This is a genomic window from Paraburkholderia polaris (assembly GCF_012927345.1).
GTDB classification, from domain to species: Bacteria; Pseudomonadota; Gammaproteobacteria; order Burkholderiales; family Burkholderiaceae; genus Paraburkholderia; species Paraburkholderia polaris.
The window spans coordinates 1-20,403 of record NZ_JABBGJ010000019.1; the positions used below are offsets into that span (position 1 = coordinate 1).

Annotated in this window: 21 protein-coding genes; 8 read left to right on the top strand and 13 right to left on the bottom strand. The window is 62.6% G+C overall.

What is annotated here, in order from left to right:
* The 3 genes from HHL24_RS18485 to HHL24_RS18495 all read right to left on the bottom strand — a co-directional run.
* Positions 1-686 (bottom strand): cytochrome-c peroxidase (locus tag HHL24_RS18485; RefSeq protein ID WP_206002920.1); only part of this gene is annotated, 686 nt, incomplete at its 3' end.
* A gap of 8 nt (positions 687-694) precedes the next feature.
* Entirely contained in the window at positions 695-1,924 is a 1,230-nt protein-coding gene (locus HHL24_RS18490; protein ID WP_169486878.1) for an alkaline phosphatase family protein, read from the bottom strand.
* Between the two features lie 148 nt (positions 1,925-2,072).
* Positions 2,073-3,056 (bottom strand): helix-turn-helix transcriptional regulator, encoded by a 984-nt coding sequence (locus HHL24_RS18495; RefSeq protein WP_230417507.1) that lies wholly within the window; start codon positions 3,054-3,056, stop codon positions 2,073-2,075.
* A 101-nt stretch (positions 3,057-3,157) separates the two neighbouring features.
* Between HHL24_RS18495 and HHL24_RS18500 the strand changes: the two genes are divergently transcribed.
* The 3 genes from HHL24_RS18500 to HHL24_RS18510 all read left to right on the top strand — a co-directional run bounded on the left by HHL24_RS18500 (position 3,158) and on the right by HHL24_RS18510 (position 4,953).
* On the top strand, positions 3,158-3,808 hold the full coding sequence (locus HHL24_RS18500) for a glutathione S-transferase family protein (RefSeq protein WP_169486879.1): 651 nt from the start codon (positions 3,158-3,160) through the stop codon (positions 3,806-3,808).
* A gap of 195 nt (positions 3,809-4,003) precedes the next feature.
* Positions 4,004-4,264, top strand: a complete 261-nt coding sequence (locus HHL24_RS18505; RefSeq protein WP_093641155.1) for a DUF6723 family protein — start codon at positions 4,004-4,006, stop codon at positions 4,262-4,264.
* A gap of 98 nt (positions 4,265-4,362) precedes the next feature.
* The gene (locus tag HHL24_RS18510) at positions 4,363-4,953 is read left to right on the top strand and encodes a hypothetical protein (RefSeq protein ID WP_169486880.1); all 591 of its coding nucleotides are present in this window, start codon (positions 4,363-4,365) and stop codon (positions 4,951-4,953) included.
* Between the two features lie 169 nt (positions 4,954-5,122).
* On the opposite strand, the gene glmS is transcribed toward HHL24_RS18510, so the two are convergent.
* From glmS to HHL24_RS18535, 5 genes are all read right to left on the bottom strand, one after another.
* On the bottom strand, positions 5,123-6,940 hold the full coding sequence (glmS, locus tag HHL24_RS18515; RefSeq protein ID WP_169486881.1) for a glutamine--fructose-6-phosphate transaminase (isomerizing): 1,818 nt from the start codon (positions 6,938-6,940) through the stop codon (positions 5,123-5,125).
* Between the two features lie 60 nt (positions 6,941-7,000).
* Positions 7,001-8,362, bottom strand: a complete 1,362-nt coding sequence (gene glmU / locus HHL24_RS18520) for a bifunctional UDP-N-acetylglucosamine diphosphorylase/glucosamine-1-phosphate N-acetyltransferase GlmU (RefSeq protein WP_169486882.1) — start codon at positions 8,360-8,362, stop codon at positions 7,001-7,003.
* A 153-nt stretch (positions 8,363-8,515) separates the two neighbouring features.
* Positions 8,516-9,514 carry a tRNA 2-thiocytidine(32) synthetase TtcA gene (gene ttcA / locus HHL24_RS18525; RefSeq protein WP_169486883.1) on the bottom strand — a complete coding sequence of 333 codons (999 nt, stop codon included), beginning with the start codon at positions 9,512-9,514 and terminating at the stop codon, positions 8,516-8,518.
* A 3-nt stretch (positions 9,515-9,517) separates the two neighbouring features.
* Positions 9,518-9,913 carry a dihydroneopterin aldolase gene (locus HHL24_RS18530; protein WP_063497570.1) on the bottom strand — a complete coding sequence of 132 codons (396 nt, stop codon included), beginning with the start codon at positions 9,911-9,913 and terminating at the stop codon, positions 9,518-9,520.
* Positions 9,914-10,001: 88 nt separating this feature from the next.
* The gene (locus tag HHL24_RS18535; protein ID WP_169486884.1) at positions 10,002-10,817 is read right to left on the bottom strand and encodes an SDR family oxidoreductase; all 816 of its coding nucleotides are present in this window, start codon (positions 10,815-10,817) and stop codon (positions 10,002-10,004) included.
* A 13-nt stretch (positions 10,818-10,830) separates the two neighbouring features.
* Between HHL24_RS18535 and HHL24_RS18540 the strand changes: the two genes are divergently transcribed.
* Positions 10,831-12,021, top strand: coding sequence for a class I SAM-dependent methyltransferase (locus HHL24_RS18540; RefSeq protein WP_169486885.1), 1,191 nt, complete (start codon positions 10,831-10,833; stop codon positions 12,019-12,021).
* A gap of 22 nt (positions 12,022-12,043) precedes the next feature.
* Positions 12,044-12,238: a DUF2905 domain-containing protein gene (locus HHL24_RS18545; RefSeq protein WP_169486886.1), complete on the top strand. Its 195-nt coding sequence runs from the start codon at positions 12,044-12,046 to the stop codon at positions 12,236-12,238.
* A gap of 69 nt (positions 12,239-12,307) precedes the next feature.
* Here the strand turns inward: HHL24_RS18545 and HHL24_RS18550 are convergent, their stop codons facing one another.
* From HHL24_RS18550 to HHL24_RS18565, 4 genes are all read right to left on the bottom strand, one after another.
* Positions 12,308-13,540: a multifunctional CCA addition/repair protein gene (locus HHL24_RS18550; RefSeq protein ID WP_169486887.1), complete on the bottom strand. Its 1,233-nt coding sequence runs from the start codon at positions 13,538-13,540 to the stop codon at positions 12,308-12,310.
* Positions 13,537-14,190 carry a glutathione S-transferase family protein gene (locus HHL24_RS18555; RefSeq protein ID WP_169486888.1) on the bottom strand — a complete coding sequence of 218 codons (654 nt, stop codon included), beginning with the start codon at positions 14,188-14,190 and terminating at the stop codon, positions 13,537-13,539. The genes HHL24_RS18550 and HHL24_RS18555 overlap by 4 nt, the downstream gene beginning before the upstream one ends.
* Positions 14,191-14,220: 30 nt before the next feature.
* The gene (locus HHL24_RS18560) at positions 14,221-15,174 is read right to left on the bottom strand and encodes a complex I NDUFA9 subunit family protein (RefSeq protein ID WP_169486889.1); all 954 of its coding nucleotides are present in this window, start codon (positions 15,172-15,174) and stop codon (positions 14,221-14,223) included.
* An 81-nt stretch (positions 15,175-15,255) separates the two neighbouring features.
* A complete protein-coding gene (locus HHL24_RS18565; protein WP_169486890.1) occupies positions 15,256-17,223 on the bottom strand; it encodes a lytic transglycosylase domain-containing protein in 1,968 nt (655 codons plus the stop codon).
* 77 nt (positions 17,224-17,300) lie between these two features.
* Here HHL24_RS18565 and HHL24_RS18570 point away from each other — a divergent pair, with 77 nt between their 5' ends.
* Positions 17,301-17,843 carry a 5-formyltetrahydrofolate cyclo-ligase gene (locus HHL24_RS18570; protein WP_230417508.1) on the top strand — a complete coding sequence of 181 codons (543 nt, stop codon included), beginning with the start codon at positions 17,301-17,303 and terminating at the stop codon, positions 17,841-17,843.
* A gap of 58 nt (positions 17,844-17,901) precedes the next feature.
* On the opposite strand, the gene HHL24_RS18575 is transcribed toward HHL24_RS18570, so the two are convergent.
* Entirely contained in the window at positions 17,902-18,414 is a 513-nt protein-coding gene (locus HHL24_RS18575; RefSeq protein WP_169486891.1) for a winged helix DNA-binding protein, read from the bottom strand.
* 207 nt (positions 18,415-18,621) lie between these two features.
* On the opposite strand from HHL24_RS18575, the gene pxpB reads away from it, so the two are divergent.
* Together pxpB and HHL24_RS18585 are read left to right on the top strand one after the other, a co-directional pair.
* Complete coding sequence (gene pxpB / locus HHL24_RS18580) at positions 18,622-19,275, top strand: 5-oxoprolinase subunit PxpB (protein WP_169486892.1); 654 nt, start codon at positions 18,622-18,624, stop codon at positions 19,273-19,275.
* Entirely contained in the window at positions 19,272-20,324 is a 1,053-nt protein-coding gene (locus HHL24_RS18585; RefSeq protein WP_169486893.1) for a 5-oxoprolinase subunit C family protein, read from the top strand. The genes pxpB and HHL24_RS18585 overlap by 4 nt, the downstream gene beginning before the upstream one ends.
* The last annotated feature ends 79 nt before the right edge of the window (positions 20,325-20,403 follow it).

The window sequence follows — 20,403 nt, forward strand, 5'->3', positions numbered from 1 at the left end:
TAGTAGTCGAACTTGCTGGTGTACGGATGAAAACTCGGGTCTTCGAGTTCGAAGCGCTCGATGGCGTACATCGCCTGCGTGAACGCCTTGTTGGGATCGGTGAAGATGTTCTGGCCGAACACTTCCTTGAAACGCGCCGCGTAAGGTGCGTGCTCCAGTTTCGCGAGTACTGCCGCCGGATCCTTGTTAGCCATCTCGTTCGGATTGAGCAGTGGGAAACTCGCCTGATCGTGCAGACGGTTGAAGCGCCCGTCCCAACCGAAACCGCCCACCGGCGCGTTGTCCGTCTCGCTCAGGCGCTCGGACATGCTGGCCGCCTGCGCATGACTCCACATCGGTGTGCGGTTCAGCACGTAGCGCAGGCTTGGCACAGCGCGCGTGCCTTGCGAGCGCATGTCGGGCCCACCCAACTGCGCGGCCAGCCCATTGGGCGGCCCGTACGCGTGCGACGGGCTATGACAGCTCGCGCACGACATCTTGCCCGACGCCGACAACGACGCATCGAAGAACATCAGCTTGCCGAGCGCCGCGGCGTCGCTATAGACGGGCTTCGCGTCGGCCGGCGCTGGAGCTGCCGCAGGTGCCGCCGCTGCCGCGAACGGCAACAATGCGGCACTGACCAGCGCTGCGAGCGCCGCCAATCGCGTGGCAGTGCGCTCGGTGAATCGCGTTGCAAAAAACGGCATCTGATCGCTTACAGGTTCGTGAAGATGTCGTTGCCGAACCCGACGAGACCGGCCTGCCCCGCGTAGCCGAGATGGTCCAACTGGAAGATGTCCTCAATGCTCTTGAGCATCGAGTAGTGGTTGTACTGCACCGTTGACACCGTGCCCGGTTTGATGAACTTCGAGATCATCACCGCACCGGTCTGGTCGCCGCCAAAGCTCTGCTTGGTCAGGTTGATCGTCGTGCCCTTGTACGACAGCGACGAAGTCTGCGGGAACGCCGGCAGATTCGGACCCGGCTGCTGGCTGCAGCAGGTCGCGCCGGAGAAGATCAGATCCTCACCGGATGCAGACTGCGTGACGGTGGCGTAACTGCTTTCGTCGAAGTTGATGATCAACAGACCGTCCTTCTGGAACGCCGGCGAGGCCGTGATAATCGGCACCCACTTCTGCAGGAACGTGTTCGCGCTCGTCAGTCCGCCCGGCTGGCCATTCACGCACGGCGCGTCGTGGCCGTCGTCGCACAGGTTCGGCGTAATCAGGTTGAAGTTGGCGGTGGTCGAGATCGATTGCAGATCGGTTGTGAGCGTGTTCAGATTCACGACGTGCTGGCCGCAGTCCGACGAATCGATGATCGAGTGGAAGTACATGAACGGGTTGTGACGCGTCGCGTACTGGTCGCCCAGCGGCACCGCCGCGCTCGGCGCTTCGGCCGATTGGGTCAGGTCGGTCGTGTTGAGCGTCGGGTGGCCGCACGTGGCGGCTTCGCGCGTCGGGTCGTTGCCCATGTCGCCTTCATAGCCCTTCCAGGTGTAGCCAGCGGCCTTCAGCTGGTCCGGCAGCGTCTTGATGCTGGCGGGATACACGCAACCCGAGCCGATCGCCTGGCCGTCCGACGTCGTGCCGGTGAGCTTGTAGTCCTGATAGGTGATGCAGTCGTTGTCCGTTTCAGGCGTCGGCGCCTGGCCGCTGATCATCGAGATGTAGTTGTCGAGGCTCACGTGCCCCGTGCCGTAGTACTGCTGCACCATCGCGCCTTGTGAAGCCAGCGTCTGCGACAGATACGGCGCCTTGCTGTTTGCGCCGAAGGTGGTCGCGTAGTTTTCGTTTTCGAGTGTGATGACGAAGACGTGCCGGATCTGCTGTTGCCCGGTCACATTGAGTGACGAGGACGACGAGCCGCACGCGGCGACGATAATACCGACTAAGGCCGCGCAAACGACCATGAAGAATGCACGCAACCCGCTGCGCTGTGACATGTTTTGCCCTTGGGGATTGGAGTTTTATTCGCGGGCAAACTCTATGCAGCACGTATGACATCGGCGTGAATCACGCCACACTCCGGCAATATATCGGTCATCCGACGCAACATATAAGGGTGGTTACGCTAGCTGCGAACCATCGCCCTCATTGCGCGTAGCGGCGATGCAAGGCTGCCGCCACCTCGGCGAAACGCGCGCGCAACTCGGGCGGCGCCAGCACATCGGCCTCGGTACCGAAGCGCAACAGTTCCGCGCATGCCTGCCTTATCGAGCCGACCGGCAGTGTGACCGTGCGCCAGCCGTCGGCCGGATCCGGCTCGCTGATTTTCGCGGCGGAGCGTGCGAACGGCGAGGTAAAGACTTCGAGCATCTGCATGCCCCACGGCGACAGGCGCAACGTTGCCTCGCTCGCATGCATCTCTTCGGACAGACGTTGCGTGCTGTCCTGCCAGTAAGCCGCCAGATCGAAGGCCGGTGGCCGCTCGAAAGTCTCGTCCAGCATGCTCAATTCGAGAATGCGCGAAATGCGATAGATGCGGATGTCCGTGCCGACACGCCCAACCACATACCAGGCTCCGCTTTTCAGCACGATGCCGAGCGGCTCGATCCGGCGAAACTTTTCGGCTTTCCAACTCTGATAGCGAATCTGCAACGGGTGCTGTTCCCACACCGCACTGGCAATCAACGGCAGATTTGCAGGCTCGTCCGCATCGGCGAACCAGGCCGGGGCGTCGAGGTGAAAACGCGAGCGCATGCGCTCCGCGGTCGAGCGCAATTCGACCGGCAGCGCGGCAAGCAACTTGGTTTGCGCGCCGGCCATCACGGCGCTGAGACCGAGTGCCTGCACCGGTCCCGGCAAGCCTGCGAGGAATAGCGCCTCTGCCTCCTGCGACGACAGGCCGTTCAGACGCGTACGGTATCCGTCGAGCAGACGATAGCCGCCTTCCGCGCCACGTTCGCTCTGGACGGGGACGCCCGCGGCGCTTAAGGCGTCGATGTCGCGATAGATCGTGCGCAGCGAGACCGCGCATTCGTCAGCGAGCGACTGCGCGGTCACGCGTCCACGCGCTTGCAAGGTCATCAGAATAGAAAGGAGGCGGCTGGCTCTCATGCGGACAAGTGTAGTCATACCTGACACAAACTGACAGGTATAGGCGCTTAGGATGGGACATCCGGCGCCAGATGGGCGCTGGCTTTTCCAACAAGACGCTCATTCAGAAGGCTCCCGCCATGACCACCGACCGCACGATCACGCTGTTCCACTCACCGCAATGCCGCTCTGTGAGCGCACTCACGCTACTTGAAGAACTCCGCGCCCCGTATCAGCTGAAGGTGCTGAACATGAAGGCCGGTGAGCAGCGCAAAGCGCCGTATCTCGCGATCAATCCGCTTGGCAAAGTGCCGGCGATCCTTCACGGCGACGCGCTGGTTACCGAACAGGTCGCCATCTTTATCTATCTGGCCGATCTGTTTCCCGAAGCGGGACTGGCGCCAGCGCTCGACGATCCGTCGCGCGGGCCGTATCTGCGTTGGCTGGTGTACTACGCGGCATGTTACGAACCGGCGCTGGTCGACAAGGCAATGAAGCGCGAGCCGGCACCGCTTGCTACGTCACCCTACGGCGATTTCGATTCGATGCTCGGGACGGTGACGAGCCAGTTGCAGGGGTCACCTTATCTGCTCGGGGACAGGATGTCGGCCGCGGATATCTTGTGGGGCATCGCGTTGCATTGGGGGATGATGTTCAAGCTGGTGCCTGAGACGCCGGTCGTGCTCGAGTATGCCCAGCGCGTCTGCTCGCGGCCGAGCTTCGTTAAGGTGAGCGAGCGGGATGTTGCGCTGGCGGCCGAGCATGAGGCGTCGGTCAAAGCCGCAGGATGATGCTGGTTGCCGGGCTGCTGCTGTAGTCGAGGACGCGGTATGCAGGCGCTGGCCTGCTGGTTGATCGGGCATCCGGCTCAATGCGCCGGGATTTGAGACAATGGGGGCCGCCGGTGAATGTCTTCCCGGGACAACCGGGCGTGCCTTGGCCTTTCCAACAGGTGCCGACCCATTGAACAAGAGATGTTTTCAGGTATGAGCAAGACCGTATTCATTCCCAGCGTCCCCGCGACGTCGGAGGAAGATTTTGAAGTGTCGGCGACGTCGAAACTGGCCGGCTACCGGCGTTTTTTCGGCGTGTTGAAAGTGGTTCGAACCACCGACGGCCGCGTGCTGTTCCCGTTCGACGGCGCGCCAGAACTCGGCCCTTACGCAACCAAGCTGGAAGCCGTCGCGGCGGCGCAGGTGTATGGCGAGCACATCGTGACCAGTGACCTGGCGCGTCCGGAGCTGTAAGCGCGGGAGCGTCGTTAAGGTCCTGAAGTCATTCAGGTCGGTTGCCTGAGTTAGTCATTCGGGATCTTCATTTGAGGTGGTCACTTCGGGAGCAACGGATGACTCGTCTACGCAAACTGGGCTCATCGGCCGCGGTCATGTGGAGCGCGGTTGTACTGACGGCCGCATGCTGTCAATCCGGCTTCGCTCAGGACGCAGACGCCGATGCCGGTCAGAAGGCACTCGGACAAGCTGAGGTCATTCACGCTCAGGTTCACGTTGTCGCGATCTACCCGGCCACCAACAGCGTTACGCTGCGTGGTCCGCGCGGCAACCTGGCGGATGTCGACGTCAATCCCAAGCTGGCCGACGTCAGGAAACTGCGGGTCGGCGACAAGCTGAATGTCGCCTACCAGCAGGCACTGCTGCTTCAAGTCGACAAGGTCACGACCAGAGGTGTTCGCGAGCGCATCGAGACGACAGCGGCGATACCGGCTTCAGCGGGATACGCGTCGTCGGCGCATAGAGTGCAGGTGGTGGCGACCGTGCTGAAGATCGACCGTAAGAGCCGGATGGTGACGTTGCGAGGGCCGAAGCATCGGCAGGTGCTGAGGGCTGCGAGCGGCATTCCTCTCAATGAGTTGAGAGTCGGGGATAGCGTGCGGGCGGAGTTTATTTCGGCGGCTGCGGTGGAATTGGTGAGGGAGTGAGCGGGGTGTTGTATGCGGTTGCCTACGGGCACACCTGACGTGAGCATGGAAGCAAGCTTTCCTATGTGATCTGCTGGGTAAACGATTGCCGCCGACGCAAAAAAACGGCCGCCCGCAGGCGACCGTTTTTCAGCGTGAAACTAGCAGCAGTAATCGCTGCGCACCACCCTCACTCCACCGTGACCGACTTCGCCAGATTTCTTGGCTTATCCACATCCGTTCCACGCGCACAAGCCGTGTGATACGCCAGCAACTGCAGCGGCACCACGTGCAGAATCGGCGACAGCAAGCCGTAGTGCTCCGGCATCCGGATCACACGCAGACCTTCGTCGTTCACGATCTTGGTATCCGCGTCCGCGAATACATAAAGCTCACCGCCCCGCGCACGCACTTCCTGAATATTCGACTTCAGCTTCTCGAGCAGCGCGTCATTCGGCGCCACCGTTACCACTGGCATCGCTTCAGTCACCAGCGCCAGCGGCCCGTGCTTCAGCTCGCCAGCCGGATACGCTTCCGCGTGGATATAGGAAATTTCCTTGAGCTTCAGCGCGCCCTCGAGCGCGATCGGGTAATGCAGGCCGCGCCCGAGGAACAACGCATGTTCCTTGCGCGAGAACTCTTCCGACCACGCGATGATCTGCGGCTCCAGCGCCAGCACGCTATTCAGCGCCGCCGGCAAGTGCCGCAGCAGTTTCAGATACTCAGCTTCCTGCTCCGTGCTCACCTGCCCACGCAGCTTCCCAAGCGTCGCGGCCAGCACGAATAGCGCAACCAGTTGCGTCGTGAACGCCTTCGTCGACGCTACGCCGATCTCGCGGCCCGCATGTGTCAGGAACGACAATTCCGTCTGGCGCACCATCGCGCTCGTAGCGACATTGCACACCGACAGCGTGTGTTTATGCCCCAGTGACTGCGCATGCTTGAGTGCCGCCAAGGTGTCGGCCGTTTCGCCCGACTGCGAGATCACCACCACCAGCGACTTCGGATTCGGCACCGACTCGCGATAGCGATACTCGCTGGCAATTTCCACCTGGGTCGGGATCTTCGCGACCGATTCGAGCCAATACTTCGCGGTCAGCCCCGAGTAGTAGCTCGTGCCGCACGCGAGAATCAGCACGCTGTCGATGTCCGCGAACACCTTGTCGGCGCCTGCGCCGAATATCGACGCGTCGAACGAATCGGCTTGCGGGATGGTGTCGGTAATCGCACGCGGTTGTTCGAAAATTTCCTTTTGCATGAAGTGACGATACGGGCCGAGTTCGACCGCGCCGCCATACGCCGCGACCTGGCGCACTTCGCGCTGCGCTTCGTAGCCGTCACGATCGGCGATACGCACGCCCTCAAGCGACAGTTCGCAGACGTCGCCTTCCTCGAGGAAGATGAAGCGTTCGGTGCTACCGGCAAGCGCCAATGCATCCGAAGCGAGGAAGTTCTCACCGTTGCCGAGTCCCACCACCAGCGGCGAACCTTGCCGCGCGCCGACCACCGTATGCGGCTGATCCTTATGCAGCACCGCGATCGCGTACGCGCCGTGCAATTGCCCGGCGGCTTCACGCACCGCCGCGAACAGGTCGCCGCGATACAGGCTGTGAATCAGATGAGCGATAACCTCTGTATCGGTCTGCGAGACAAACGTGTAACCCTTGCCACGCAGCATTTCACGCAGCGACTCGTAGTTCTCGATGATGCCGTTGTGTACCAACGCGAGTGTATCTTTCGAGAAGATCGGGTGGGCGTTGTCGGTCACCGGCGCGCCGTGCGTCGCCCAGCGCGTATGCGCGATACCCGTGACGCCTTCGAGGTGGCTCTCACGCACCTGCTCGTCCAGATCAGCCACGCGCGCGACGCTGCGAGCACGACGCGGCCCGCTGTCGCCGAGAACGGCCACGCCACAGGAATCGTAGCCGCGATACTCGAGGCGACGCAGTCCTTCGATCAGGACGGGAACGATATTACGTTGCGCAACCGCGCCGACAATCCCACACATGGCTTATTCCTTTTCAGTGCTGGGTTTCAGGGAGCGCGCTCCGCGCGCGCGTCACGCCCATCAACTTTTCTTCTTGACCGGGCGTGCATAGCCCGGCTTGCTTGTTTGAGTCTTATCGTTCAGGACCAGCATGTCTTCTTCAACATCCTTCCAGACCGTTGTGCCCGCCGCGATCGTCACGCCACGCTTCACGCGCACAGGCGCCACGAGTTGCGTGTCGGAGCCGACAAACACGTCGTCTTCGATGATCGTGCGGAATTTGTTCGCACCGTCGTAGTTACAGGTGATGGTACCCGCGCCGATATTCACGCGCGCCCCGATATCCGCGTCGCCGATATACGTGAGGTGGTTCGCTTTCGAGCCATGACCGAGCACCGCGTTCTTCACCTCGACGAAGTTGCCGACGTGCGACTCGTCCTGCAACGACGCGCCCGGGCGCAGCCGCGCATAGGGGCCAAGCACGACGTTCGCCCCGACTTCAGCGCCTTCGATATGCGTGAACGCGTCGATGCGCGTACCGGCGCCGATCGTCGCGTTACGGATCACGCAGTTCGGCCCGACCGTCACGTTGTCGGCCAGCGTGACGCGGCCTTCGAACACGCAGTTCACGTCGATCGAGACGTCGCGGCCGCATTCGAGCGTGCCGCGCACGTCGAGGCGAGCCGGGTCGGCAAGCGTCACGCCCGCAACCAGCAGCGCCTCGGCGACATTGTGCTGATGAATCCGTTCGAGTTCGGCAAGCTGCTGCTTGCTATTCACGCCGAGCGTTTCCCACTCTTCGTCCGGCTGGGTGGTGACGACTTCGAGTCCCGCTTCGATCGCCATCTCGACCGCGTCGGTCAGGTAAAACTCGCCTTGGGCGTTGTCGTTCTTCAGCGCCGCGAGCCAGCCGCCAAGGCGCTCGGTCGGCGCGACGATGATGCCGGTGTTGATCTCGGCGATCTTGAGTTGCTCGGGCGTTGCGTCTTTCTGTTCGACGATGCGCGACACCTTGCCGTGCTGATCGCGCACGATGCGGCCATAGCCGCTGGGGTTGTCGAGCGTGACGGTGAGAACGCCGTAGCCGCCTTGTCCCGCGCGATCGGTCAACGCTTGCAGCGTGCTGGCGCGCGTGAGCGGCACGTCGCCGTACAGCACCAGCGTGGGTTCGGACGGATCGAGCAGCGGCAGCGCCTGCTGCACCGCGTGGCCCGTGCCGAGTTGCTGCTCTTGCGCCGCGAACTGGACGTCCGGCGCCGCTACCGCTTGACGCACGGCTTCGGCGCCTTGACCGACCACTACGACCAGACGCGTGGGCTTGAGCGCACGTGCAGTGTCGATGACATGAGCGAGGAGCGGCCGGCCAGCCAGGGGATGGAGCACCTTGGGAAGCGCGGACCGCATGCGCTTACCGGTGCCTGCCGCCAAAATGACGATGTTCATGGCGTCGGCGAAAAGACGAGTTTGGAGCCGACGATTCTATCATGCAGCCTATGACGGCAAAGGCCGCTACGCGGCCTCACCGCGGGCAGAAATGCGGGAAATCGGGCGTTCCCCGCACGCTTCCCACACGTTTTGCGCGTGTTTCCGCGCCGCTTACATATCGTCGAACTGGACGATCGAGATCGGTTTCGATCCAGTGAGCAGCGTGCTGTCGCCGGTATCGGTCGAACACGGCTCTTCGTCGAAGGCGATATCGCCTTGCGGATCGGCCTCGCCCGTTGCGCGCAGGCCGGCGAACGGGAACAGCTTATGGTCCATCAGATGCGACGGCACGATGTTCGACAACGCATTGAACATGTTCTCGATGCGGCCCGGGAAGCGTTTCTCCCAATCGCGAATCAGCGCCTTCATTTCTGCGCGTTTCAGGTTCGGCTGGCTGCCGCACAGATTGCACGGAATGATCGGGAATTCGCGCAGTTCCGCGTACTTCTCCAGATCGGTTTCCTTCACGTAGGCGAGCGGGCGGATCACGATGTTCTTGCCGTCGTCCGATTGCAGCTTGGGTGGCATGCCCTTCAGCTTGCCACCGTAGAACATGTTCAGCAGCAGCGTTTGCAGGATGTCGTCGCGATGATGACCGAGCGCGATCTTGGTCGCGCCGAGCTCGCCCGCCACGCGATACAGAATGCCGCGACGCAGCCGCGAGCACAGCGAGCAGGTGGTCTTGCCCTCCGGCACCAGCCGCTTAACGATGCTGTACGTGTCCTGGTTCTCGATGTGAAACGGAATGTCGAGTTGCTTCAGGTACTCGGGCAGCACATGCTCGGGGAAGCCCGGCTGCTTCTGGTCGAGATTCACCGCCACGATGTCGAAGTTGATCGGCGCGCGTTCGCGCAGCCGCATCAGGATTTCGAGCATCGCGTAACTATCCTTGCCGCCCGACAGGCAGACCATCACCTTGTCGCCTTCCTCGATCATGTTGAAGTCGCCGATCGCCTCGCCGACCTGGCGCGCAAGCCGCTTGAACAGCTTATTGTTCTCGTAGGCTTCTTTCTGCTCGCGGCGCGTGAGCGGCGCTTTGCCCGTAGGGGCGTGCGCGGCTTGGGCCGTCTCAAGGGCCGCGGTGCCGTTCAGGATTTCCTGAGCATTCATGGCTCAATCCTCTTTGATACGAAAGACTTCAACGCCTACCGCGTCGCAGTCAGGATAAACGTCCGGTTTTTCGGTCGACACGCACACAGCGCGCACCTGCGGATGATCGAGCAGTGCCTTGACGAGGTCGTCGCAGAGGGTTTCCTGCAGGTGAATATGTCCTTGTTCGACGCGGCGCGCGATGGTCGAGCGCATGAAGTCGTAATCGACGACTTCGTTCAATTTGTCCTGAACCGGCGTGGACAGCGCGAGCGGCACGAACAGTTCGACGTTGATCACGACGCGCTGTTCGCCGCGCTTTTCGAAGTCGTGCACACCGATGTTGATGTGCACTTCGTAATTGCGCAGAAAGAGCCGGCGGCAATCGGCGAGCCGGGGATGCGAAAGAGCGGCAAACATGTTCGTTCCAGTCGAAAAAAGCGTGCGGGGCACGCAAGGGGACGCTTCACAGCGCGGCGACCGCCGATATCGGCAGACCGTGCGCGCTTCAGGCGCCCGTCAAAAACATTACGTCGCGCGGCAGCGGCACGAGATGCTGCCCGCCGTCGACCACCAGCGTCGTTCCGGTAACGCCCGCTGCATCGGCGAGATACAGCGCGGCGGCGACAATATCCTCCGGCCGCGACGCGCGGCCCAGAGGCGTAGCACGGTGAGCTTCTTCAAAACCTGCCGGCGTTTGATCGCCGGATTGCATCGTCAGACCGGGCGCGAGACCTACCACGCGCACTTTCGGCGCCAATGCCTGCGCCAACGCGACCGTCGCCGTCTGCAACGCCGCCTTCGACAGCGTGTAGGACAGGTAATCCGGATTCATGTTGTACAGCTTCTGATCCAGCACATTGATCACGACCCCGCGCAGGCTCTCGTCGGAGCGCGCCGCCTCGGGCGTGGCCTCGAACAGCATACGCGCCAGCACGAGCGGCGCGCCCAGATTCATCGCGGTCAGCTTCAGCAGGAGGTCGTAACCAACGTTCAGTGCCGTGTCTTCTTCGAAGCGCGACGCGTTGTTGACAATACACGACGGGCGGCCCAGCGCTGCAATACAGGCAGGCAAAAGCTGCCCGACCTGAGCCTCGTCACCCAATTCTGCATGCAAAGCCACCGCCCGGCGGCCCAAGGCGACGATTTCGGCGACCACATCGTCAGCCTCCTCCCGCGACGCGCCGTAATGGACCGCCACGTCCCAGCCACGCGCGGCGAAGCCGAACGCAAGCGAGCGCCCAATGCGGCGGGCGGCGCCGGTAATCAGCACGATGCGCGGCGTTTCAGGCGCGCGGGCGGCGGTGTCCAAAGAGGCGGTCATTTACAATGCGGGGATGAATCCGAAAGCTCACCAACCCGATAGTTTACCTGCTCCCGGCCCGAGCGCGCTTGCGCAGTCCGAAGCGCTGGTCGCGCAGATCCGCGCGGAGCTCGAAGCAGCAGGCGGCTGGCTGCCATTCGACCGCTACATGGAACGCGCGCTTTACGCGCCGGGACTCGGCTATTACAGCGGCGGCGCCCGCAAATTCGGCCTGCGCGGCGACGACGGCAGCGACTTCGTGACGGCGCCGGAAATGTCGCCGCTCTTCGCAACCACGCTGGCGCGCCCGCTCGCCGAGGCCTTGCAGGCAAGCGGCACACGTAACGTGATGGAATTCGGGGCCGGTACAGGTAAACTCGCCGCCGGCTTGCTGAACGCGCTGGACACGTTGGGCGTCGAATTCGACAGCTACTCGGTCGTGGATTTGTCGGGCGAGTTGCGCGAGCGCCAACGCGAGACGATCGAAGCTGCGGCACCGGCGCTGGCCGCGAAGGTGCGCTGGCTGGACGCGTTGCCGGAGCGATTCGAAGGCGTGGTGATCGGCAACGAGGTGTTGGACGCGATGCCAGTGCGGCTTTTCGCCTATACGGGCGGCGCCTGGCACGAGCGCGGCGTGATGTGCCGAGACGAGGCTTTTGCGTTCGACGACCGCCCTGTGTCCGCGGCTGCGGACATTGCCTTTCTGGCGGAGATCGAAACTGTCGCCGACGACTACGTGACCGAGACACACGACGCCGCCCGTGCATTCACGCGGACCGTTTGCACGATGCTCACGCGTGGCGCGGCGATCTTTATCGATTATGGTTTTCCGCGTCACGAGTACTACCATGAGCAGCGTGCGCAGGGCACGTTGATGTGTCATTACCGGCACCGCGCGCATGGCGATCCGTTTGTTTATCCGGGATTGCAGGACATTACTGCGCACGTGGAATTTACCGGCATTGCCGAAGCCGGAGTCGAGGCTGGCGCGGACTTACTGGGGTTCACTTCGCAAGCGCGGTTCTTGTTGAATGCGGGGATTACCGAGGCGTTATCGGCGCTCGATCCTTCGGACACGATGAAGTTTTTGCCTGCGGCGAATGCGGTGCAGAAGTTGTTGTCCGAGGCGGAGATGGGCGAGCTGTTCAAGGTGATCGCGTTTTCGCGCGGACTGGATGACACGCTGCAGGCGTTTTCCAGCGGCGACCGGTCACATACGCTGTGATTTTTTGGCTTAGGGATTTGCAATGATCCGCTGGCTGTTGACTACGTTTGTTGCGGTGGCGGTGTTGTCGGCCTGCTGGCCGTGGCTCAGGAAGATCGGGATTGGGCGGATGCCCGGTGATGTGACGTTGCGGCTCTTCGGGCGGGAGTATCCGTTTCCGTTTATGTCGACGCTGGTGCTGTCGATGCTGTTGTCGCTTATTGCCAGGGTCTTGTAGGTTGGTTTGCCTTGGGCGGCGGCACGGCATGAGCTGCCCGTTTGCCGCGCCGCCAAAAGCAAAGGCAAATTAGCCGATTGCCGTCTCCACGGCCCGGACTCTTTCCTGATGCACGGCGTCCTTGATTCCAGCAGGCGCGTCGGCAAGCCGCTTCGCCACAGCGCCGGCATCCACACCTCGCGCGGCGACAAGCGCAATCCGTAGACGCTCAGCCTGCGGATACTGCTGCATCTCAAACCCAAGCCGCCCACGAGCATCCGCCTCACAAGCCTGCAAAGCTTCAGCAAAGCGCGCCGGTTTCCGGATGGCATCGCTGCGCTCGAGCAGCCTCACCAACGCCGCAGCCCCCATCTCCATCACGCGATGAATATTCCCGTGCTCCCGCGCGACCAGCGTCGCGAGATCGCGGCATTCATTCGGCACCCGCAGCCGCTCGCATAAAGGCTTCAGCAAATCCACGCTGCGCCCCTCATGCCCGATATGCCGCGGCAAGATATCGTCCGGTGTCGTCGCTTTGCCCAAGTCATGCGTCATAGCCGCGAACCGAACCGGCAACGCGTAACCCTGCTGCGCAGCATGGTCGATCACCATCATCACATGCACGCCCGTATCCACTTCGGGGTGATAGTCAGCCCGCTGCGGCACGCCGAACAACGCGTCGATCTCCGGCAGAATCCGCGCCAACGCGCCACATTCCCGCAGCACCTCGAACATCCGGGAGGGCTTCTTCTCCATCAATCCGCGCGACACCTCCTGCCACACGCGCTCGGCCACCAGCGCATCCACCTCACCGTCGCCCACCATCTTGCGCATCAGCGCCATCGTCTCCGGCGCCACCGTGAAATCGACGAAGCGCGCCGCGAACCGCGCAATCCGCAAAATCCGCACGGGGTCTTCGAGAAACGCATCGCTGACGTGACGGAACAGCCGCGCCTGCAAATCGCCCTGGCCGTTGAACGGGTCGATCACCGGGCCGGTCAGTTCCCCGTCCGGGCGCATTTCGCGCGCCATGGCGTTGATCGTCAGATCGCGGCGAGCGAGATCCTCTTCGAGCGTGACGTCCGGTGCGTAGAAGAACTGGAAACCGTGGTAGCCCGCCGCCGTCTTGCGCTCGGTGCGCGCGAGCGCGTATTCCTCGTGCGTTTGCGGGTGCAGGAACACCGGGAAATCCTTGCCCACCGGACGATAGCCCTGCGCCACCATCTGCTCGGGCGTCGCGCCAACCACCACGTAGTCGCGGTCCTGCACGGGCACGCCCAATAACTCGTCGCGAATCGCCCCGCCGACCGCGTAGATATTCATGGGCATACGTCTTGGTCAGGAAGTGTGTGCGTTTCGCGCAGCGCGTCGTCGATCCATGCCTTCACCGCCGGCAAGGCCGTCACGCGACGAACATAAGCCGCAGCGGCCTCGGACAGCGCCGGCTGCCACGTATTGAAGCGCATCACAACCGGCGCGTACATCGCGTCCGCAATGCCGAACTCGCCGAACAGGAAAGGGCCGCCGTATGTATCAAGACACTCGCGCCAGATTGCGTCGATGCGCGCAATATCGGCCAGCGCCTCGGGCGTGGCGTTCTTGCCCGGAAACGATGCGCGAATGTTCATCCACATGTTCGAACGCAACGCGCCGAAGCCCGAATGCATCTCGGCACTGACGCTTCGCGCGAGCCCGCGCGCCACAGGATCACGCGGCCACAGCGCATGCTGCGGGAAGCGCTCAGCCAGCGTCTCGGCGATCGCGAGCGAATCCCATACGACGAGGCCGTCGCCGGCAACTAGCGTCGGCATCTTGCCCGCGCTCGCCGGCGCGTGAGACAGAATCGCGGCCTTCGTGCCGGCCTCACGCAAGTGGATCAACACTTCCTCAAATGGGATACCGAAATGTTTGAACAGCAGCCATGGACGCATCGACCATGACGAATAGTTCTTGTCACCGATAAGCAGTTTCATGCCTGGTATAAAAGGAAAAGATAAAAAGGTTCAGCGCCCCGCACTGGCGCGAAACGTGTCGAAGCGCGAACGCGTCGACGCGCCGGTCAGATACACGGGGGCGATCGTTTCGATGCTGGCGGGTTCGATGCCGAGTTCAGGCGCAAGCGGTCCGCTCAACACGTTGTCGACTTTCATCGAATCGAGATTGTCGCGCGAGATCACCGGTTCGCCCGGTGCCATTTCGAACGTCAACGCCTGCAAACGCGCCAATGCGTCCGGCAGGCGAATGATCCGCGCATGCCGGCCAATCACATCGCCGCAATACTTGACGAGGTCTTCGAGCGTATAGACGGTCGGGCCGCCCAGTTCATAAGTATGGCCGCTGGCTGCATCGAGATCGAGCACATTGCAGATCGCTTTCGCCACGTCACCGACGTACACCGGCTGGAATTTCGCATCCGGCATGGCAAGCGGAATCACCGGGAACATCCGCTGCAGGAACGCGAACTTGTTGAGGAACTGGTCTTCGGGACCGAACACCACAGAAGGTCGGAAAACCGTCCATGCCAGATTCGCCGCGTGCACGGCCTTTTCGCCGTCACCCTTCGAGCGCGAATACATGCTCGGCCCGTTCGAGTCGGCGCCAAGCGCACTGATATGAATCAACCGGTGCACACCCTTGCCTTCGCAAGCTGCAACGATTTTGGTCGGCAATTCGACGTGCGTGCGCGCGAACTCCGGGCCATAGGGCTTGCCGCGTTTGCCATGCAGCGTGGCAACCAGGTTGACCACGCAATCGGCGCCTTCAACGAAACGCGCGAGCTGCACCGGATCGAACACGTCGGCTTCGATCACGTCGATGGGGAGCAGGGTGAGATGGCGTGCGTTGTAGCGGCGCCGGGTGGCGATGCGCACGTCTTTGCCCATTTCAACGAGGGCGTTGACGAGATAGCTGCCGATAAAACCGGAACCGCCGATGATCGCAATGGCTTGATGTCGCATTTTCGACTCCCTGGTGGAAGCCGCGGCAACGGCTGGCGTGGCGCACCGCCGCATCAGAGTGACGCGGCGGCGGCACGGCGCTTACGGTGCGATATAACCCAGACGCGCCTTCAGCGATTGCGGACGGCCTTCGAACAATGCCGCGTAGTAGACCGTGTTGGACAACACATTCTTCACGTAGTCGCGCGTTTCCTGGAACGGAATCGCTTCGGCAAAGATCGCGCCTTCAACCGGATGCTGCAACGATTGCCGCCAGTTGCGCGGACGGCCTGGGCCCGCGTTGTAACCCGCAGTAGCCAGCACGGCGGACCCGTCGAACTGATTGTAGATCATCGACAGATAGTTCGTGCCGAGCAGGATGTTGGTGTTGATGTCGTTCATCTGCTCGCGCGAAATCGGGCCGAGGCCGATCTTCTTCGCCACCAGTTGCGCGGTGCCCGGCATCAGCTGCATCAGACCGCTCGCGCCCACTTCCGAGCGCGCGTTCATGATGAAGCGCGATTCCTGGCGAATCAGCCCGTACGCCCATTCCACATCCAGCCCATTCGACTGCGCATCGCGCTCCACGATATCCTTGAACGGCGACAGATAGCGCAGTGAGAAATCGTGCTCGCTCTTCGTGCGGTCCGCCGTGTTGACCGTGCGGTCATACAACTCGATGCGGCGCGCGTATTCCGCGGTGGCGATCAATTGCCGATCGCTCATATTACGAAGCGGCCAGTTCCATTCGCGATTGCCTTCGAGCCGCAAATTCAACGCATAGAACCGCTGCGCCAGATCGAAGCCCGGCGTGTTGCCGGCCTGCTGGACTTCGGCGTCGCTCACCGTGGTTTTCGGCGGCACGCTGATCTTCTGGCCGAGCTCTTCCGCAGCCAGCTGGCCGTAGAAGTTGAAGCCCTGTGAGATCGACTCGAATTCCTGGTTGGCTGTAGTCGTGTCGCCGGCTTGCTTGAGCGCACGGGCATGCCAGTACACCCACGATGGCTGATTACGCAGCGCCGCCGGCATCTGTTCAATCGACCAGCGCACCATCGTCCAGTCGCCTGCGAGCAGCGCGGTGCGGGTGCGCCATTCGTACGCCGGGGTCGACAGCGGCGCATTCACCGAGAGCCGATACCAGTCGACCGCGCTCGGCATCTGCTTGGCCGCGGCCTGATAGGCAATCGTGCCCCAGCCGATTGCACGCTCGGGCGAGCTCAGCGACGGCGCCACCGAGGCGAACGTGGCCGCGGCCATGGCCGGGTCGTTACGCGCCATGCGTGTGATCGCGAGCAACGCGAGTTGGTGCGATTGCGTATCCGGACCGACGCCGCGCGCCAGCAGCAACGGCGGCGTATTCGTGGCCTGGCCGAACAGCACCGGATCGGGCGGCTGGTTGCCGAGCGCGTCGACCAGCTTGCTGCCGGTGTTCGTGTAGTTCTGTTCGTACGCGAGACGGATCTGTTGCCACACGTCGTCGGAACTGAATTGCTGGTTGACCGCCAGCGAGGTAATCAGATCGACGCAGCCGTCGCCGTACCACTTAGGATCGACCAGCAGCGCACGCGCCGCGTCGGCGACGTTTTCACCGCGCGCGGCGCGCGATTCGAGCGCGTAGCACTTCACCTGCGTGTCGTCGTTCAGCACGAAGCGCGCGTATTGCTGGTCGAAGTTGCGCCAGTCGTGACGCGCGCCGAGCACCGTGAGGTAGTCGTTGCGCAGGCGGTCGGCAATCGCCTGGCCGTCGTACTTCTGCAGGAACGCCAGCACCGGCGCATCCGGCGCGTCGATGCGCGCATGGCCGCTGGAATCGAACAACTGCGGCTTGAGCTGGAAGTACTCCAGATACGAAGGCGCCGGATAGTTCGGGATCATGCTCGCCAGTTGCGCTGCACGCGCCGCGTCATTATTGCGGGCGGCTTCGCGAAGCTGGACGAAGGTCTGGTCGTCGTTCGTGAGTTGAGAAAGGGGAATAGGCTTGACGGCGGAAGCCGTGCTGCACGCGACGAGTGCCGCAGCGGCAAGCGCCAGACCGGCCGCGCGATATACTCGATAGAGGCGTTTTGACATCGTTGTTTCTGGAGCGCGAATTGAACCCAAGCATAGCATGCAACCCCGTCGCGGAATCGAAAAAGGCGCTGCGTCGAATGCTATTGGAAGCAAGGCTACAAGCGGCTTCCGAGCCGGCGCACAATGCCGTGCTCGACCGCCGCATTCTCGATGCGTTGAAGCACTACGGCGTGAGCAGCGTGGGTTTCTATTGGCCGCTGGCGGGCGAGTTCGACGCACGCGCCGCGATTGCGATCTGGCTCGCGGCCGGCTCGCAACGCGAGGCGAGTTTGCCGATCGTCAAGGAACGCGGCGTACCGCTCGAATTTCACGCATGGGCGCCAGATACGCCGATGAAGATCGGCCATCACAAGATCGCCGAGCCCACTTCGGGGCGCGTCGTCATGCCTGATCTGTTGTTCGTGCCGTGCGTCGGCTTTGACGCCGACGGCTACCGGCTCGGTTACGGCGGCGGCTACTACGATCGCACGCTCGCCGCCTGGCCGGGCTCGAAGAAGCCGGTCACGGTCGGCATCGCCTATGAAGCGTGCCGCACGGACGCGCTGCGGCGCGAAGCCCACGACATCCCGCTCGATCTGATCGTGACGGAAGCGGGCCTCTACCCACACCCGGCGGATTAAGCGCTTGAAGAGCGCCGTGCAAGGCGCATCCGTCACCAACCGCTGAGGCCGAACCCTCTTATAAAGACGCCGCCGCCCGCGCGGCCGTGTCATACAGTCCGGACGCGTTGCGCATCAATTGCGCCGCCTCGCCAATCTGTTCGTTGGTCAGGCCGCTTTCCTTCAGCGTCGAAATCAGGCAGCTCTCGCGCACCTCGCGGTACTTCAGACAGAGGTCACGGCCCGCATCGGTCGCCGAGAAGAACACTTCCTTGCCGGTCTTTTCGCTTTTTACATACCCTCTAGCTACCAGCTTCTTCAACGCATAGGTGGCGACATGCGTATCTTCGATGTTCAGCACGAAGCAGATGTCGGCCAGCTTCTTGCGCCGCTCGCGATGACTGACGTGGTGCAGCAACGAGACTTCGATTGCGGTCATGTCCTTTTCACCGGCTGCCGACATGCAGCGCACCATCCACCGGTTGAACGCGTTGCCCGCCATGATGAGTGCGTACTCCAGCTCGGACAGCTCCGCGCTTGTGTCAGACACGAGATGTTCCGAGGAGACAATCTTGGTGGGGTGGCGCGACATGGTGAAAATTCTCGAGAAACAGGTTGGGAAGGTGTCGGGAGTGTACGACGACCAGCCCATTCCCGGGAGCCTGGCGAAAACGCTTATTGAGAATTTGTTGATATTTTATTGATAATGTACGCTACAAACATCGCGGACCCTATGCCGATAAATATTCATAGGGTCCGATATGCTCGACATTTCCGACTCGACCAGGGCCATTAAGCGATGAGCCAACCAAGAATCTTTCCGCTCGGCGATGCCGCGCTAGTCTGTGAGGCGCCGCCGCCTGCCACGCTGGAATGCCAGCGGCGCGTGTGGGCTGCGGCCGAGGCCGCGCGCGACTGGCCGCATGTGCTGGAGGTCGTACCGGGCATGAACAATCTGACGCTCGTATTCGATTCGCTCGAAGCCGATCGCGAAGCGCTGGTAAGCCATCTGAAAGCGGCCTGGAACGCGGTGAGCGACGTGCCCGCAGCCGGCCGTGAAGTCGAAATCCCGGTGCAATACGGCGGCGAGTTCGGGCCTGACCTGCAAGTGGTCGCCAATCACACCGGCCTGAGCGTTCGCGAAGTCGTGCAACGTCATGCCCAAGGCGAGTACGTGGTGTTTTTCCTCGGCTTCCAGCCGGGCTTCGCCTATATGGGTGGGCTTGACGCAGCGCTGCACACGCCGCGCCGCTCGTCGCCACGACTGGAAGTGCCGGCCGGTTCCGTCGGCATTGGCGGTGAGCAGACCGGCATTTATCCGGCGACCTCGCCCGGCGGCTGGCAGTTGATCGGCCGCACCGAACTGCCGCTATTCGATCCGGCTCGCCGCCCACCCACGCTGTTGCAACCGGGCGACCGGGTGCGCTTTACCGTCGCGGGGATACACGCATGATCGATGTGATTCGCGCGGGTCTCCTGACGACGATTCAGGATCTCGGCCGCCACGGCTACCGGCACCTCGGCGTCGCGATGGGTGGCGCGCTCGACCGTCTGTCGCTCGAAGTCGGCAACCGGCTGGTCGGCAACCGCCCCGATGCGGCTGGCCTGGAAATTACCTTCGGGCCGACCGTGCTGCGCTTTCTGCGCGCCACACGCGTGGCCATCACCGGCACCGAATTCGGCGCGACGCTCGACGGCAAGCCGGTCTATTCATGGTGGAGCCTGCCGGTGCAGGCTGGCCAGGAACTGGTTCTGCAAGCTGCCAAACGCGGCATGCGCGGCTATGTCTGCATCGCGGGCGGCGTCGACGTTTTGCCGATGCTCGGCTCGCGCAGCACTGATCTCGCAGGCCATTTCGGCGGACTTGGCGGCCGGGCGCTGCGCGACGGCGATCGCCTGCCGGTCGGTGCGCCGCCGCAACGCGGCCACCTCGGCTTCACCCCCGAAGCGCCGGAGTTCGGCGTGAAGGCGCCCGCCTGGTGCAAGTTCGTGCTGGTTCATGAGCCGTTGCGGCGCGGCCGGCATCCGTCCGGCGTGCCGTGGGCCGTGCCGATCCGCGTACTGCAAGGCCCTGAATACGACGGCTTCACTGAAGAAGCGCACGAATCGTTCTGGTCCGATGAATGGTTGGTCACACCGAACAGCAACCGCATGGGCTACCGCCTCGCTGGCGCGGAACTGAAGCGCACCCAGAAAAGCGATCTGCTTTCACACGCGGTGTTGCCTGGCACGATTCAGGTCCCACCGAATGGCCAGCCGATCGTGCTGATGAGCGATGCGCAGACCACCGGCGGCTATCCGAAGATCGGCGTCGTGATCCAGGCCGATCTATGGAAGCTCGCGCAGGTTCGCCTGAACGCCGCCATCCGTTTCATCCCGACGACGCCCTATGAGGCGCGTCAGGCCTTACTGGAAGAACGCACGTATTTGCGGCAGATCGACGCCGCGATTGCAATGCACGAAGAACGCTGCGCGCGCCAGTCGGCGGTCGTAGCGCTGTAATACTGAACGCCACCAAACCTGGCGCTTCGCAGCAGGCCCCCGAGGGGACAATCCCTCAAGGGGACTTCCTGCGGTGCGA

What these genes read in the sequence shown, in the direction of transcription:
- HHL24_RS18490 (WP_169486878.1), bottom strand. Translation starts at nt 1,924, where the DNA reads ATGTCACAGCGCAGCGGGTTGCGTGCATTCTTCATGGTCGTTTGCGCG.
- HHL24_RS18495 (WP_230417507.1), bottom strand. Translation starts at nt 3,056, where the DNA reads ATGACTACACTTGTCCGCATGAGAGCCAGCCGCCTCCTTTCTATTCTG.
- HHL24_RS18500 (WP_169486879.1), top strand. Translation starts at nt 3,158, where the DNA reads ATGACCACCGACCGCACGATCACGCTGTTCCACTCACCGCAATGCCGC.
- HHL24_RS18505 (WP_093641155.1), top strand. Translation starts at nt 4,004, where the DNA reads ATGAGCAAGACCGTATTCATTCCCAGCGTCCCCGCGACGTCGGAGGAA.
- HHL24_RS18510 (WP_169486880.1), top strand. Translation starts at nt 4,363, where the DNA reads ATGACTCGTCTACGCAAACTGGGCTCATCGGCCGCGGTCATGTGGAGC.
- glmS (WP_169486881.1), bottom strand. Translation starts at nt 6,940, where the DNA reads ATGTGTGGGATTGTCGGCGCGGTTGCGCAACGTAATATCGTTCCCGTC.
- glmU (WP_169486882.1), bottom strand. Translation starts at nt 8,362, where the DNA reads ATGAACATCGTCATTTTGGCGGCAGGCACCGGTAAGCGCATGCGGTCC.
- ttcA (WP_169486883.1), bottom strand. Translation starts at nt 9,514, where the DNA reads ATGAATGCTCAGGAAATCCTGAACGGCACCGCGGCCCTTGAGACGGCC.
- HHL24_RS18530 (WP_063497570.1), bottom strand. Translation starts at nt 9,913, where the DNA reads ATGTTTGCCGCTCTTTCGCATCCCCGGCTCGCCGATTGCCGCCGGCTC.
- HHL24_RS18535 (WP_169486884.1), bottom strand. Translation starts at nt 10,817, where the DNA reads ATGACCGCCTCTTTGGACACCGCCGCCCGCGCGCCTGAAACGCCGCGC.
- HHL24_RS18540 (WP_169486885.1), top strand. Translation starts at nt 10,831, where the DNA reads ATGAATCCGAAAGCTCACCAACCCGATAGTTTACCTGCTCCCGGCCCG.
- HHL24_RS18545 (WP_169486886.1), top strand. Translation starts at nt 12,044, where the DNA reads ATGATCCGCTGGCTGTTGACTACGTTTGTTGCGGTGGCGGTGTTGTCG.
- HHL24_RS18550 (WP_169486887.1), bottom strand. Translation starts at nt 13,540, where the DNA reads ATGAATATCTACGCGGTCGGCGGGGCGATTCGCGACGAGTTATTGGGC.
- HHL24_RS18555 (WP_169486888.1), bottom strand. Translation starts at nt 14,190, where the DNA reads ATGAAACTGCTTATCGGTGACAAGAACTATTCGTCATGGTCGATGCGT.
- HHL24_RS18560 (WP_169486889.1), bottom strand. Translation starts at nt 15,174, where the DNA reads ATGCGACATCAAGCCATTGCGATCATCGGCGGTTCCGGTTTTATCGGC.
- HHL24_RS18565 (WP_169486890.1), bottom strand. Translation starts at nt 17,223, where the DNA reads ATGTCAAAACGCCTCTATCGAGTATATCGCGCGGCCGGTCTGGCGCTT.
- HHL24_RS18570 (WP_230417508.1), top strand. Translation starts at nt 17,301, where the DNA reads ATGCTATTGGAAGCAAGGCTACAAGCGGCTTCCGAGCCGGCGCACAAT.
- HHL24_RS18575 (WP_169486891.1), bottom strand. Translation starts at nt 18,414, where the DNA reads ATGTCGCGCCACCCCACCAAGATTGTCTCCTCGGAACATCTCGTGTCT.
- pxpB (WP_169486892.1), top strand. Translation starts at nt 18,622, where the DNA reads ATGAGCCAACCAAGAATCTTTCCGCTCGGCGATGCCGCGCTAGTCTGT.
- HHL24_RS18585 (WP_169486893.1), top strand. Translation starts at nt 19,272, where the DNA reads ATGATCGATGTGATTCGCGCGGGTCTCCTGACGACGATTCAGGATCTC.